General features: G+C 56.5%; 11 protein-coding genes. 5 read left to right on the plus strand and 6 right to left on the minus strand.

Features of this window, described 5'->3' with window-relative positions:
* Positions 1-85: 85 nt before the first annotated feature.
* The 3 genes from ACYVHB_RS03925 to ACYVHB_RS03935 form a co-directional block, all read right to left on the minus strand.
* On the minus strand, positions 86-2,221 hold the full coding sequence (locus tag ACYVHB_RS03925) for a nitrite reductase (protein WP_461049782.1): 2,136 nt from the start codon (positions 2,219-2,221) through the stop codon (positions 86-88).
* Between the two features lie 175 nt (positions 2,222-2,396).
* Positions 2,397-3,029 (minus strand): LuxR C-terminal-related transcriptional regulator, encoded by a 633-nt coding sequence (locus ACYVHB_RS03930; RefSeq protein WP_461049784.1) that lies wholly within the window; start codon positions 3,027-3,029, stop codon positions 2,397-2,399.
* Complete coding sequence (locus ACYVHB_RS03935) at positions 3,029-4,834, minus strand: sensor histidine kinase (RefSeq protein WP_461049786.1); 1,806 nt, start codon at positions 4,832-4,834, stop codon at positions 3,029-3,031. The genes ACYVHB_RS03930 and ACYVHB_RS03935 overlap by 1 nt, the downstream gene beginning before the upstream one ends.
* 212 nt (positions 4,835-5,046) lie before the next feature.
* Here ACYVHB_RS03935 and ACYVHB_RS03940 point away from each other — a divergent pair, with 212 nt between their 5' ends.
* A complete protein-coding gene (locus ACYVHB_RS03940) occupies positions 5,047-5,817 on the plus strand; it encodes a collagen-like triple helix repeat-containing protein (protein ID WP_461049788.1) in 771 nt (256 codons plus the stop codon).
* A gap of 69 nt (positions 5,818-5,886) precedes the next feature.
* Here ACYVHB_RS03940 and ACYVHB_RS03945 read toward each other — a convergent pair whose 3' ends face one another.
* Positions 5,887-6,135: a hypothetical protein gene (locus ACYVHB_RS03945; protein ID WP_461049790.1), complete on the minus strand. Its 249-nt coding sequence runs from the start codon at positions 6,133-6,135 to the stop codon at positions 5,887-5,889.
* A 25-nt stretch (positions 6,136-6,160) separates the two neighbouring features.
* Between ACYVHB_RS03945 and ACYVHB_RS03950 the strand changes: the two genes are divergently transcribed.
* Both ACYVHB_RS03950 and ACYVHB_RS03955 read left to right on the plus strand, forming a co-directional pair.
* Positions 6,161-7,255, plus strand: a complete 1,095-nt coding sequence (locus ACYVHB_RS03950; protein WP_461049792.1) for a tetratricopeptide repeat protein — start codon at positions 6,161-6,163, stop codon at positions 7,253-7,255.
* Between the two features lie 78 nt (positions 7,256-7,333).
* Positions 7,334-9,577 carry a molybdopterin-dependent oxidoreductase gene (locus tag ACYVHB_RS03955; RefSeq protein ID WP_461049794.1) on the plus strand — a complete coding sequence of 748 codons (2,244 nt, stop codon included), beginning with the start codon at positions 7,334-7,336 and terminating at the stop codon, positions 9,575-9,577.
* Between the two features lie 203 nt (positions 9,578-9,780).
* Here the strand turns inward: ACYVHB_RS03955 and menD are convergent, their stop codons facing one another.
* Together menD and ACYVHB_RS03965 are read right to left on the minus strand one after the other, a co-directional pair.
* Positions 9,781-11,538 carry a 2-succinyl-5-enolpyruvyl-6-hydroxy-3-cyclohexene-1-carboxylic-acid synthase gene (gene menD, locus ACYVHB_RS03960; RefSeq protein ID WP_461049796.1) on the minus strand — a complete coding sequence of 586 codons (1,758 nt, stop codon included), beginning with the start codon at positions 11,536-11,538 and terminating at the stop codon, positions 9,781-9,783.
* 24 nt (positions 11,539-11,562) lie between these two features.
* Complete coding sequence (locus tag ACYVHB_RS03965) at positions 11,563-12,387, minus strand: SGNH/GDSL hydrolase family protein (RefSeq protein WP_461049798.1); 825 nt, start codon at positions 12,385-12,387, stop codon at positions 11,563-11,565.
* Between the two features lie 181 nt (positions 12,388-12,568).
* Here ACYVHB_RS03965 and ACYVHB_RS03970 point away from each other — a divergent pair, with 181 nt between their 5' ends.
* Together ACYVHB_RS03970 and ACYVHB_RS03975 are read left to right on the plus strand one after the other, a co-directional pair.
* On the plus strand, positions 12,569-13,513 hold the full coding sequence (locus ACYVHB_RS03970) for a hypothetical protein (RefSeq protein WP_461049800.1): 945 nt from the start codon (positions 12,569-12,571) through the stop codon (positions 13,511-13,513).
* 5 nt (positions 13,514-13,518) lie between these two features.
* Positions 13,519-14,805, plus strand: a complete 1,287-nt coding sequence (locus ACYVHB_RS03975; protein ID WP_461049802.1) for a bifunctional folylpolyglutamate synthase/dihydrofolate synthase — start codon at positions 13,519-13,521, stop codon at positions 14,803-14,805.
* Positions 14,806-14,808 lie beyond the last annotated feature (3 nt).

Consider the following 14,808-nt stretch of genomic DNA (forward strand, 5'->3'; position numbering starts at 1 on the left):
AGTGAGTTAGTGAATGAGCGAATTAGTGAATGTTTGTGAGCAGCTAAATTCGCTCATTCACTAACTCACTCATTTGCTCATTAATTTAGCTGTCGTGGGCCTGGCTCAACTCCTGCAAATGCGGGGCGCCTTCCCGTTCAATCTGGGTTTCGCGGTACGCCTGAATGGCGGGTAGAAATGCTTCGGCCTGAGCTGCAAACCGGCGGGCAAATTCTTCCGATGGTTCCTGCTTGTTAATGCCGAACACCAACGCTTTAAAGTCACCCTCCGTTTGATGAAAATCCGGCTCACCGGCGAACGTCCGGTCAAAGTCGCTGACGATGCCATGCTGCGTGTTGGTCGGGATGTCGCGGCTCATCAGGGCCGCTCTGGCTCCCGTGATGAAGGTGTTGTAGGCGTGGTAAATGGCATCGGCCCAGCGGCCTTCGGCCAGGCTTTCCCGCGCCCAGCTTAGTTTTTCCTCAGCCTCGGTTAGCGTAGTGGCTACAAGGTCGATGAGCACACTGGCGCACTCACCCACGCCCACTTCCGTGACGTACTGTTCGGTATGGTCCCAGTCGATGTAATCGCTGTCGACGAGGGTCTTCAGGTCGGCAAGGGGTTTCAGTAACTGGTAGAAATAATTCTTACCCTGCCGGGCGTAGTAGTCCGAATAATACTCACCGTCGAACCCGGCCGCTTCGTAGTCGCGCAGCAACACCCGCAGCGAATCGGGTCCGCGTTTGCTCGGTAGTTTGATGACTTTATCAGCAATCAGCCCTTCGCCCTTGCCGTTGAAGCCCCCGCCCAACAGCACCTGTAGCGCAGGCAGGACGTAAGCTCCGTTTTTCAAGGATGAGCCATGATAGCCGATATTGGCCACCGAATGCTGCCCGCAGCCGTTCATGCAACCCGAAATCTTGATCTTGATGTCGTCGTTGAACACAATGTCCGGAAATTCATCGCGCATCAATTGCTCCAGCGCCCGCGTGATGCCGTAACTGCTCGAAATGGCTAAGTTGCACGTATCGGTGCCGGGGCAGGTGGTGATGTCGGCGGTGGTGTCAAAGCCCGGTTCGGCTAATCCCAGCGCGTTTAACGATTCGTAGATCGCCGGTAAATTTTCGGGCCGGACGTACCGCAGCAGGTAGCCCTGGTTTACCGTCACCCGGATGTCGTCGGCCGCGTACGAATTGACAATCTGTGCCAGCGCCCGCGCCGTGTCCGACTGCATGTCGCCCAGCAGCACCCGCAGTTGCACGGCATACCAACCTGCCTGTTTCTGCTCGAACACGTTAGTTTTGAGCCAGGCCTGGTAGCGGCTGTCGGTGGGCGCGGGTTTGTGGCTGACCACCGACTCAGGCGACCAGACAACCGGAGATTCGGTGGTGTCGACGGCAAGCGTCCGGTTCCGCAGCGCCGGGGTTTCTTCATCAACGCGCCGGAGCAGTTCGTCCAGACCAATGTCGTTAAGCAGGTACTTCATGCGGGCTTTGTGGCGTTTAACGCGCTCCCCATACCGGTCAAACACCCGGATAACCCCCTCGATAAACGGAATCGCTTTGTCTTCGGCCAGAAACTCGAAGGCCGTTTGGGCCGGGAACGGCTGCGCCCCCAGACCACCGCCGAGCATGACCTTGAAGCCGCGTTTCCCATCCTGAATACGGGGTATCAACCCAACATCGTGCATGAATCCGTAGGCCGAATCTTTTTCACTCGATGAAAGCGAAATCTTGAACTTGCGACCCATATCCTGCGAAATAGGATTACGCAGAAAATAATCGAAAATGCTAAACGCGTAGGGGCTAATGTCGAACGGTTCGTCGGGGTCAATACCCGCCCGGGCCGATCCCGTCACGTTCCTGACCGTGTTGCCGCAGGCTTCCTTGAGCGTAATGCCCGCATCTTCGAGGTCGGCCCAGAGCTGGGGCGAGTCTTCGAGCCTGACGAAGTGAAGCTGGATGTCCTGCCGGGTGGTGGCGTGGAGATTCCCCGTGGCAAACTTGTCCGACAGGTCGGCAATACGAATGAGCTGATTGGCCGTGATGCGTCCGTAGGGTAGCTTAATGCGAATCATCTGTACGCCCGGCTGCCGCTGACCGTACACCCCGCGCGTGAGCCGGAACTTACGAAACGATTCATCGGCAATGTCGCCCGACCGGAACGAACTGATCTTGTGGTCGAGGTCCAGAATATCCCGCCGGGCGGCTGCGCTAACGGAATCGGTGAGTTGAATCGACATAAGGTATAAATTCTATGGGATTTAAAGGCTATTTCTTAATGCGAAACGCCGGGTAGTACCGGCGTCGGGTGGTCGTTTGTGCCTACAAGATTAACCCAAATTTAGTCTCATCCGGTTCATTCAGCCCATAGCTATTGCTTATGGTGGATAACGACAGGTTATGAATAAGGATTACTTACAGGGCGTATTCGCTGGCAAAATTTAGCAGCTCGGACAGGTGGGTAATGTCTAATTTCCGGTAGATATTCTTGCGGTGCGAGCGCACGGTTTCAAAACTGATAAACAGCCGGTCGGCAATCTGCTGGCTGGATAGCCCCGTCCGAATGAGGCCAATAATTTTGAGTTCAGTGGGTGTTAATTTAAACTGCCGCACAAAGAAATCGGCTTCGTGGCGGTTGCTGGTCGGGTCAGTGGGAAAACAGCGCTGCCCGGCCTGAACCTGTTTCAAGGTATGAATAATCACCTCGGCCCGTTCGTGTTTGAGCAGATACCCCGCCACCCCGATGCTGCGGCACTGATCCACGAATTTCCGATAGCCATACATCGTCAGCATCACCACGTGCAGCTCGGGAAACGCCAGCATGGCCTGCTGGGCGCAGACGATGCCCGTTTGCTGGGGCAAATTAATGTCTAACAGGATGACGTGGGGGGCGTGTTGCTGGATGGCGGGCAGCACATCGTTGCCCCGGAATACCTGCCCAACCACCTCCACGGGCGAGTTTTCAACGGTAAGCTGCATGGCCAGCCCGTCGCTGAACAGGGTATGGTCGTCGGCCAGCAGCACGCGAATTTTTTGGGTGAGACTCATCACGATGGGGTGTGGGGTGGATACGGAATGTCTAAGCGAACGGTGGTGCCGGCCGGTCCCGAATCGACGGCAAGCTGTCCCCCCAGCCATTCCATCCTGGAATGTACGTTTTTCAGGCCAATACCGGGGGCTGAGTTTAGTGAACGGTGGTCAAAGCCGGTGCCATTGTCTTCAACGGTGATATTGAGGTTTGTCTGGTGATACACCAGCTGCACCACCGCCGAGGTCGCCTGACTGTGTCGAACAATGTTGTGCAGCAGTTCCTGCACTAATCGGTACAGGATCAGGTCGGCGGACGGTCCCAGCGCGACCGGTTCGCCCGAGCGGATGAACAGGAATTGAATACCCGACATTGTTTCCAGCCGCCGGGCCACTTCACTGAGGGCGTCGGCGAGACCCAGATCGTGAAGTTCGATGGGCATGAGGTTGTGCGAAACAGTGCGGACATCGCCGATGATTTTGTCCAAGAGTTGTTCGGCATCCTGGTTGTTGGTCAGTTTGCCCCGCAGCGCCACGAGCGACGTACCCACATCGTCGTGCAGGTCGGCAGCCAGCCGACGCCGTTCGTCTTCCTGGGCGTTGATCAACTCATCCTGGGCCGATTGCACCGTGAGCAGGAGCGTTTCGCGTTCGCGGAAGAACTGACGAATGACGCCAAAGCCCAGAATAATGATTTCGACGGGCGGGGCGTAATACAGCGATACGTATAACTTATCGCCACTGGGTAAAACGCCCTCGCCCCCCAGGGCAATGAGCGTCACGCACAGCATAACCGGGAGAACCGCCACGACGTAAATCCGGGCTTCGGGCAGGCGGTAGCGCAATCCAAGCAGGAGCCAGCCGAAGACAAACAGGGGCGCCAGGCAGTTGATGACTACGGCGGTGAACGCCAGGGCACCCGTAAACGGAACGAGCAGGGTGATGCCCAGCACGGTACTGATGAACCACAGGACCGCGCCAAAACTGTACCGACGCCAGGCCGTGTGGGGTAGGGTGTACTGGCGAAACACGTAGTGTTCGGTAAACAGCAGGTTGCCAATCCAGGCCAGACTGGTGCAGACGACCCACCCCTGGGGACCGGCGACTGGCCAGGCGGCATACTGGACTACAAACCCTTCGATATTCAAGGAAAAGCCAAGAATACCACCCGTGTAGAGCGCGTAATAGAGCAGAATCCGTTTTCGGTAAGCCACCCAGAACAGTAGACTCAGGAGTGTAAGGATGGCCAGTACCGAAATCGGGACGACGTAAATAAGGGTGTACAACTGGTACTGCTGCTGGTAGTGGCTGCGCTCCCAAAGGGTAATGGGACAAACGAAAATGCCGCCTTTGTACTGCATTCGGACAAACACCCGCACCGACTGCTTAGCTGCCAGCGTCAGGGGAAAGGCATAATAGCGGGAGGCAACGGGGCGGTGCCGGGGGGCGGTGTGCCAGCTCACATGCTCAAATTTTTGGAGGAGCCGTCCGTTGTCCATGGCGTAAAAGCTGGTTTCATCGAAAAAGATGTTGTCCAGGTCCACTACAACGTGTTTCGGCTGATCGTCGGCATTGCTACAGCGAAAACTCACCCAGTGAACCAGGGCGCTGCTTCCCAGATTAGGCTGCTTGTCGGTCAACGGCCGGAACCGCTTCGTGCGGACGTCCTGAACCGACAGCCGGTTGGTGGAGTCGGTAAACAGCCGCAGGCAACCGGACAGCGCCGAGTTCGTGAAGGAACGATCCACCCGCACGGCCCGCGCGTCCGGCTGCCCCCGTCCGACGAGGGCAATCAACAGCAGACCCCCAATCAGCATCCGTCGCATACCTGAACCCTCAACGATTTAGTCAAAGGTAATCAAGCGATTGGCCCAAAAAAATCCCCCAATTGGGGGATGGTTTCCCGGCGGGGGGCACCCCAATTTTGAATTCGATTAGAAGCGGTTCAGACGTGGTCGCAGCCGGGGTGTTCCGTTTCTATCCACACCCAGTTTTACTTTTTTTAGTGTTCGTCTATCCAATCAAACTTAGTACACACATGAAAACACGTTTTTCGCTTTTTCTCCACATCGGTACAGGCTTCGTGGCCCTGCTGTTCATGGTTGTTAGTTCGTGCAAAGGGCCGGAAGGACCCGCCGGTCCCCAGGGTACGCCTGGATTGGCGGGAACCACCGGCCCCACGGGCGTAAGTGGGGCAACGGGGGCCACCGGCCCGGCGGGTGTGAGTGGCGTTGCCGGGGCCATGGGTAATGCCAACGTCGTGTATACCGCGTGGAAAGCCGTTGACCTGAGCGGTAATTACTACCGGTATCCCACCAATCTCGAACTTGATTTAGGGAATGACCAAAAAACGGCCAACGCGCTGCTGACGACCGATGTCATGAACAAATCGCTGGTCTACGTTTATTTTAAATTTGGTCAGGCGTTGTACGACAATGCCTCGGGGGCTTTTTCTTTAGTCGAACGGATTCAGGCCAGCAACGCCTACGGGCAGGTTAAAATACCGGGCCGTACAACCAGCACGTACGAGGATTTTGCCGGATATAGCGTGAGCCATGATTACTTAGGCGTAAACTACCTGCGCTTCAACCTGCGTTTGTACACCCAGCAGTACGACCAGGCGCAGAACAAGATGATCCCCGTTGCCGAGTTGGTGGGTAAAGACGCCCAGTTTTTCCGGGATATGGTGAAAGACCTGCCGCAGTACCGCATTGTGGTTGTCAACGGCAGCACACCTGGCGGTCGGGCGGCTGCCATTAACTGCTCCGATTACGCGGCCGTGAAGCGGGCCTACAAGCTGCCGGATTGATTCGGGTGAATCACAACTGCCAAAACCATCGGGAAGCACCGATTATGCTTTTCGATGGTTTTGTGTTTTTCAAAACGCATCATTCCGCTCACCGGTCTCCTGCCAGTCGGCGTCCATCTCCTGAAAGCGCCGGGCGACCCCCGCCAGAAACGGTTCGTCGAGCATTGCCTGTACACTGTCGGCTTCCGCTACATCCATCTCACTCACTTTATACGTCTGCTCATACGGACCGGCTTCGATTTTGACGATATATTTGCCATTCCAAGCGTAAAGCCCGATGCGGAACTGAGGATGCGGGATGTCGTGAACGAAACGCACGTGAGGGAATGATAAATGATGAACGATGAATGATTTTCAGAAAGCCAACTGTGTTTTTGCAAAGATAGGCTACGCAGCCCGTCGTCTGGTAGTGTGGGCATTTATCGTTTATCATTCATCATTCATCATTCAAAGCTGCACCAACGACCGGACGGAGGAAGCAGCTCAGTTTTTTTTGCGGGGGAATGTGCAGCTTCAAAAGCGCGAGTACCGCGAGGCCATTCGGTATTATTCGGAAGCGCTGGAGAAGAAACCGGACTTTGCTGATGCCTACAACAATCGCGGATTAGCTAAATTCCGCGATGACGACCGGGACGGAGCGCTGGTGGATTACACCCGCGCCATTGAGACGGATGAGACTTTTGGGGCGGCTTACCTAAACCGGGCCGAGGTACGGCTGGAGACGGGCGACGCGGCCGGGAGTCTGTCCGATCTGCAACGCATTGAGAAAGAATACCGGGATTCAACGGGCTACCAGACCCGGCTTGGCGATACCTACGTTCGGCTCAATAACCCGTCCCAGGCGCAGGCCGCCTACGACCGGGCGTTGCAACTCGCTCCCAACAATGTCGAAGCGCTCACGAACCGGGGCGCGTTGTACTACAGCCAAAAAGCCTACGAGCAGGCCGAAGCGGACATTCAGCGGGCACTGCAACTGAACCCAAAGCAGGATGCGGCTCTGAACAACCAGAGCCTACTACTGGCCCGCACTGGCCGCTACGCCGACGCCCTGCTGTACGTGGAGCGGGCGTTAGCCATTCAGCCCACGCAACCGTATTACCTGAACAACCGGGCGTACCTGCTGCTCATGCTCAACCGACCGGCCGAGGCTCTGCCGCTGGTTCAGCAATCGCTGCGGCTGGATAGTCAAAATGCATGGGCACACCGGACGCTGGGTATCTACTACCTGAACCAACGACAACCCGCCAACGCTCTGCCCGAATTTCGGCAGGCCGAGAAGCTCGATGCGTCGGTCGATGAATTGTATTATTACATTGGAATGGCTGAATTGGCCACGGGCAACCGGGCGGGTGCCTGCACGGCCTGGCAACGCGGACGTTCAGCGGGCGACGAACGGGCTAAAGAGGCTTACCAGCAACGGTGTGGCAAACAGGGGTAAGGCCTAAAGGGGGTAGGGGATAGCCTCGCCATCCTTTACTCCTTATCCCTGTTTCCACCCCTTACCCCTTTTATTTTCATGGAACTCCAAACCCACTACCGTGCCTGTAACCTGTGCGAAGCCATTTGCGGGCTGGCCATCACGTACCGAACGGGTCCGGGCGGGACGGAAATAGTCAGCATCACGGGCGATAAGGAAGACCCGTTTAGCCGGGGGCACATCTGTCCCAAAGCGGTAGCGCTTAAGGATATTTACGAAGACCCGAACCGGCTCAAGCACCCGCTCAAACGCACGGTTGCCGACGACGGCACCGTTGGCTGGCAGCAAATTGGGTGGGAGCAGGCCTTCGATGAGGTGACGGCCCGGCTCCGGCAAATTCGCGCGGAGCACGGTCCCAGTGCCATTGGGGTGTACGCGGGTAATCCGTCGGTGCATAATTCGGGTACGTTCATGGCCGCGCCGGGATTCATTAAGGCCCTTGGCACCCGCAATCTGTTTTCGGCCTCGTCGGTTGATCAGTTTCCGCACCACTTCGCGGCCTGGCAACTGTTTGGTCATCCGCTGCTGATGCCCGTCCCCGATATTGACCGAACCGACTACTGGCTTATCATCGGCGGCAACCCCATTGCGTCCAATGGCAGCATTATGACCGCGCCCGACGTGGCCAACCGGCTGAAGGCCATTCAGCAACGCGGGGGTAAAGTGATTGTCATTGACCCGCGCCGGACCGAAACCGCCAATCGCGCCGACGAACACCACTTCATCCGGCCCGGCACCGACGTATACCTGCTGCTGGCGATGGTGCAGACCCTGTTTGCGGAGAACTTAGTGCGGCCGGGTCGGCTGGCGGCCTTTACGGATGGCTTCGAGACGCTGCGGGAGGCCGTCGCCGAATTCACCCCCGACGAATCTGCCCTGCTGACGGGTATACCGGCGGAAACGATCCGGCAACTGACGCGGGCATTTGCCGGGGCCGAACGGGCGGCCTGCTACGGCCGGGTGGGCGTATCGGTGCAGGAATTTGGTGGACTTTGTTTATGGCTTATCAACGTACTGAATCTACTGACGGGAAACCTCGATGAACCCGGTGGAATGATGTTTACCTCCCCGGCCATTGACGCCTTAGTCGCCGGTGCCAGTACCGGAACGACGAAGAAACCTTACCAACGCTACGACCGGTTTCGGAGCCGGGTGAGCAACCGGCCCGAGTTCATGGGCGAACTGCCCGTGTCGTGCTTAGCCGAAGAAATCCTGACCGAATCGGCCGGGGAAGAAGTAGGAGCGGGGCCACCCTGGACTGGGTGGCCCCGCATTCGGGCGATGGTGACGAGTTGCGGCAACCCGGTGCTGTCGACGCCCAACGGCCGCCGGTTAGACGAGGCTTTTGATACGCTCGACTTCATGGTCTCCATCGACATATTTCTCAACGAAACCACCCGCCACGCTGATTACATTCTGCCCCCGGCGACGGGCCTCGAAACGGCGCATTACGACCTCACTTTTCATGCCTTGGCCATCCGCAATACCACCCGGTATTCGGTGCCGATGATCGACAAAGCGCCCGGGGCTAAGTACGACTGGGAGATTTTCGAGGAACTTCGGCTGCGGCTGGAGACCGACACCTACGATCAGGCAACGGCTCCCAGTCTCCAGGACCCGGTCGCCAAACTGGACAAAGGACTGCGTGCTGGCCCGTATGGACAGGATCGTGCTGCCAATGCCACCGATTTTAAGCTGTCGCTGCAAACCCTGCTCGATCATCCGCACGGCATTGACCTCGGCCCCTTACTGACGCAGTTGCCGGGTCGGCTGATGACCGAAAACGGGCGCATTAACCTGACTCCGGCTCCGTTCCTGCACGACCTCGACCGCGTTCGGGCTAGTTTTCTGATAACCAGACCAACCGATGGTAATTTGATGCTGATTAGCCGCCGTCACCTGCGGGACAATAACTCGTGGATGCACAACGCGCATCGCTTAGTGAAAGGCCCAAATCGCTGCACCCTGCAAATCAACCCGGACGATGCCGCGCAATTCGGTATAAAAACAGGGGAGCTTGTGCGGGTTCGCTCACGGGTGGGCGAAGTGAACTTGCCCGCCGAGGTAACGCCCGACATGATGCCGGGGGTGGTGTGTATGCCGCACGGTTACGGACACAACCGGCGGGGTACCCGTTTGGCCATCGCTGAGCAGCACGCGGGCGTGAGCATTAATGACCTGACCGACGAAACGCTGATGGACGAACTGACGGGCAACGCTGCGTTGTCGGGCGTACGCGTAACAGTCGACCTCGTCGGCACTGGCCGCCCGGCTGTAGATTGATACGAAGGAGTATCTAATTCGTTAACACTACTTCTTGAACGGATTAGATAGCGTGCAGTGGGCTGATTCAACCCGAAATAGCCCACTACAGTTAGATAGACATGGTGCCTTGGAAAGCCTGACCGTCGAGAGAAAAGTAATTCTTATTCCAATTGGACCCCTCATCTTGCTCAGAGGGTAAATAATTGACCGAATAACTATAACTATCGGTTTAGTTTGTTGGTCGCTTCGGTTTTGATCCGCTCTTTATAGGTAGCAAACTGGGCCTGATTGGCCAGCTTGTCCGTCGTCACCTCAAGCAGCATCGCTCGTTGTCCCGGCTGGAAGAAGTCGGGTAGGAGGGATCGGAGCGATTCAATCGAGTCTCCCACCTGGTAGTTTATTGAGGCATCTTCAGCCGTGCGTTGGGCGGTGTAGCCGTGGGGTGTCTCGAAGTACATTTCCAGTTCGGGCTGGCGGCTCGGACCGTCGATCATTCGGAAGATGTGCCCGCTGTCGTTGTTGAGCAGCACAATCCGCAGGTTGGGTGGGACCGGGGCCGACCACAGCGCGTTGCGGTCGTAGAAAAACGCCACGTCGCCGATGAGCAGCGTCACGATCTGATCGGTCATCAGGGCCGCGCCCACGGCCGTGCTTAAACAACCGTCGATGCCGCTGACACCCCGGTTGCCCCACACGCTGATCTGCTGCCGCTCATCGACCCCGCACAGGTTAGCGTACCGAACGGGCATACTGTTGGCTAACTGCAGAACCGATCCATCGGGCAACTGCTCCAGTACACGCTCCACCACCGACCAGTCGGTCAGGGGCTGCGTCGCATTGGAGAGGGTTTGCGTAACGAGCTTAGCGGCTTGCCGGTCGGCGGTTTGCCATTGCGAAAGGAATCCGTCGGTTTCGTCGTCATCGTCGCCCTGCAAAAACCGCTGGTAATCCAGATCGGCAAACAGTTTTTCTAAAAAGGCCAGTGGCTCGGCCGGGATAAGCGTGGTCAGGCTCTGGAACGGATCGCTGATCCGGTCGGCGATTGGCTGAACGTGCCAGTGTTGCCGGGCAGGGTACGTGCGAAAAAAGGTTTTCAGATTGCGCGTCAGGAATGAGTTGCCAATCGTAACCAGCAGGTCTGGCCGGAGGGCATTGCCCGCCTGCTCCGTCAACCCGGACAGGAAGGTATCCGCTTTGGTAATGAACACCTCATTGGCTGGTATATTTCCGGTAATTTCGCCGACGATGGGTACTCCGAGTTCTTCGCTGAATTTTCGGAGCACAGCCAGCAAAGCCGGATTGCGGGGTAATTGGCCAACGGCAATCAGCGTTCGGTTGCTCCCATCCCAAGTCGACAGCAGGTTATGCCAGGTATCGGCGGGCAGGGCTGGCTGCGCAGGAAGTACAGTGATTACTCGCACCGGTTGGTAGTGAACCGTTTCGTCGGCGGTGGGGTAGAACGGTTCGCGCAGGGGTACGTTAATGTGAACGGGTCCGGTCGGACTCAGTTGGCTCAGGTTGATGGCTTCGTTGACGGTCCGTTCGATGGTCCAGCGGGCGTCGGCGTGGGTGTAGTCGGCGGGCAGGTCATAGCCCCGTTTGACCTGCCCGCCAAAAACGCCGATCTGGTCCATCGTCTGCCCGTCCTGCTGGTGGAGCCATTCGTGGGGGCGGTCGGCGGTGAGGAGCAGGAGCGGCACCTGCTGAAAATAAGCTTCGGCCACGGCGGGGGCCAGGTTATAAACCGCGCTGCCCGAGGTGCAGATCACCGCTACCGTCCGTCGGCTTTGCTGGGCCATCCCGAGGGCTACGAACCCCGCCGACCGTTCATCGGCCATCACCCGGACCCGCAGTTGGGGGTGCCGGGCTACGGCCAGCGTGAGGGGGGCCGACCGCGAACCGGGGCTGACAACAACGTCAGTAATGCCTTTTTGGTAGAGAAGTTCGGCGATGTTGACGATAGGTTGTAGAATGGGCATAGTATGATGTAAAACGTAATGGTTTCAATACTTTTTTATGATTTTGACTAATTCTTTGCTAATCAGCGCGTAGCCTTTATCAGAAGGATGCAGGCCATCATACGTTCGGTCGATGGCCTCTGGTGGATAGGGATACTCATCCGTTTGCGGATTAAATGGAACAGCAATAAACTTCGGATACCGATACCGGGTATACACCCCGGTTTTTGGATTTTTCAGTCGTTTGTACCGGACTAACTTCGTTAGCCGTAGACCCTGCATCGTGTAAAGGTCCACGACGGGCAGCTTTTCGTAGCGACCAATTGAATCGACTGCCTTCGCAAAGGCTTCCAGCGTCTGCCCATTCTTCGCTTTGTAGGATCCATGCGCATTATTTTTGGCGTTAGACAGATACACAAAGTCCGCCCGCTGCATGGGGGTAATGAGAATAATGGAGGCCTGGGGATTCAGGCTGCGTAGTTTGGCGATAATGAGCCGGAACGAGCCGTACACGGTGGTGTTGCCGGTGTTGTTCTGGTAATCGGTCAACTGGCCCAGGGGTCGGCCAGCCCACCAGTCGTTGGTACCCAGAAAGACCGAATACAGATCGGCCTTCACTAAGCCTAACGTGTCGATCTGCTGGGCAATACGGCCCGCCGTCCACCCATTATGACCCTGGTTGATGTACTGCACATAAGGTAATTGCTCAACCACCCTGGTCATATAGCCTTTGCTAACCCGATTGCCCGTTTCGTCCAGATGCTCATTTAGATAGGTAATGGAGTCACCGATGGCTACCCACGTAAGTTGGTTGGGGTGAAACGAACATAATAAACCAACCAGGGCTACGTACACGAGCAACTGTTTCATGGCATTCTGTTGAAGAGGGTCGATGCTCGATCAGTCAAATCAGGAGGCAAATTTATTCTGTTTACCCGGCGGTATCCACGATTTTACGTTACTTTGTTTAGAACAACCCGTCCGATTTGCCCAACGCTGGATAAACGAAGCAGCCGAAAGCTACGTTATACTACCGAAATTGCTTGTAGCTATGAATCGCATCATCTTCGATAACGAGAAAGAGATCCGGGTAAAGTCCTTCGCCGGGGCTGCTGCTATTAATTTGCTGCTCTTGTTTGTTCTGTTGTTTATTCACCTGAAGCAGACCATGCCGGACCCGCCACCGATTGAGTTTATCGAAGTTAACTTTGGAACTGATGCGCGGGGCAGCGGCAAAATTCAGACGTATAACAAAGCGTCGGATTCGCCGAACCCCATCGATGTCAAAGCCGCTGAGAAACGGCCTAATCCAAAAGTAAACACAACTCCTCGTTTAGAAAAGTCGACGCCTACGCCCGTGCCGAAGGTTGAGAACGTGAAGGTGGCCAAAGCGCCAAGCGAAAAACCCGTTATCACCAGCAAGACCGAAAGCCCGGTTACGGAAGCCGAACGGCCGGAACCCAAGCGGGTTGAGTCGCCCAAACCGACCGCTCCGGTAGAACGCCCCGCTCCTCCGGCACCCCCGAAGAAAGTGGAAACCGTTAATAATGACGCACTTTTCAAGAAATCGTCGGGTGGCGGAGGTTCAAACGGCACCGTCGGAAAGGTGGCCGGAACGGGGGGCAACAACAACGGCGACGACGCCAGTGGGGTGGGTGACAAAGGGAACCCGAACGGTAAAATCAATGCTAAAGAGTTTTACGGAACGCCCGGTGGGTCATCGTCAGGGGTAGCGTTCGACGTATCGGGCTGGGCGATGGCCAGCCGACCGAGTGTAAGCGATGACTCCGACGAGACGGGTAAGATCGTGTTTCAGATCCGGGTTGATGGCAGTGGGGAAATCACCAGCGTTCGTCAGCTACAAAGCACGGTCAGTCCGTCGGTGAGCGAGTTGTACCGGCGGGCGGTTAGTCGGCTCCGGCTCCGGCCCAAAGGGGGCGCTACGCCCCCAACGGCGACGGGTACCATCACGTTTATCATCAAGGCCAAAGACTAAAATTAATGCAGTATTCGGAAGCGCTCGGCTATTTGTACAGTCGGCTCCCCGTTTTTCACCGGATTGGCCCCAAAGCATTAAAACCTGGCCTGGGCAATACCCTTAAACTGTGCGAGGCTTTAGGAAACCCCCAGCATCGGTTCCGGAGCATTCACGTAGCGGGCACGAATGGCAAAGGCAGCACCTCACACATGCTGGCCTCGGTGTATCAGGCAGCTGGGTACCGAGTTGGCTTGTACACGTCGCCCCATTTAAAATCTTTTACTGAGCGCATCCGCTTAAATGGGCAACCCATCGCTGAGGAGGAGGTGGCCCGGTTTGTGACGGAACAGCGGGCGTCAATCGAAGCCGTCGAACCTTCTTTTTTCGAGGTGACGGTCGCCATGGCGTTTGATTTTTTTGCCCGGCAAGCAGTTGATATTACCGTCATCGAAGTTGGCTTAGGCGGACGCTTAGACTCCACCAACGTCATTACCCCTCTGATCTCAGTCATTACCAATATTGGTCTCGACCATACCGATATATTGGGTGATACGTTAGCGCAGATCGCTCATGAAAAAGCGGGGATTATTAAGCCCGGCGTACCCGTTGTCGTCGGCGAAACTCAGCCAGAAACGGAACCCGTTTTTCGGGAGACGGCTGCTTTAGCAAATACCCCAATCCTGTTCGCTGATCAACAGTATTTAGTCGAGGATCGAGGAATCAGTGACGGTTTGCGGCAGCTACTTGTCGCTGAGGGCGTTCTGCCGCCCGTTCCGTATGAACTCGATCTACTGGGCCGGTATCAACTCCGCAACGTGTCGGGCGTGCTGGCAACTATCGCCCAACTCCAGCCGATACTGCCCGTTTCGGACGCAGCCCGGAAAGCCGGCTTGAAAACAGTCGTGTCATCGACCGGCTTAAAAGGGCGTTTCCAGGTGATGCGTCAATCACCGCTGGTAATTGCCGACACGGCTCACAATCCACCGGGCCTGCTGGCGTTGTTCGACACGATATCCGTTTACGCCCACACAACCCTGCGGGTGATTCTGGGTTTAGTAGCCGATAAAGACCGGGCGCAGGTGCTCGCCTGCCTGCCTCAGCAAGCCGTTTATTACTTTTGTCAGGCCCATACGCCCCGTTCGCTACCTACCGAAACCTTACGGGTGGAAGCTGCGCAGGCCGGTTTAACGGGTCTTGCCTATGCGGATGTCGATACAGCTCTAACAGCCGCACTCCACCAATCATCACCTAACGATCTGATTCTGATAACGGGGAGTAATTACATCATTGCTGAATTAACCGATTTATAGACC

It is taken from the genome of Spirosoma arcticum (assembly GCF_054779955.1).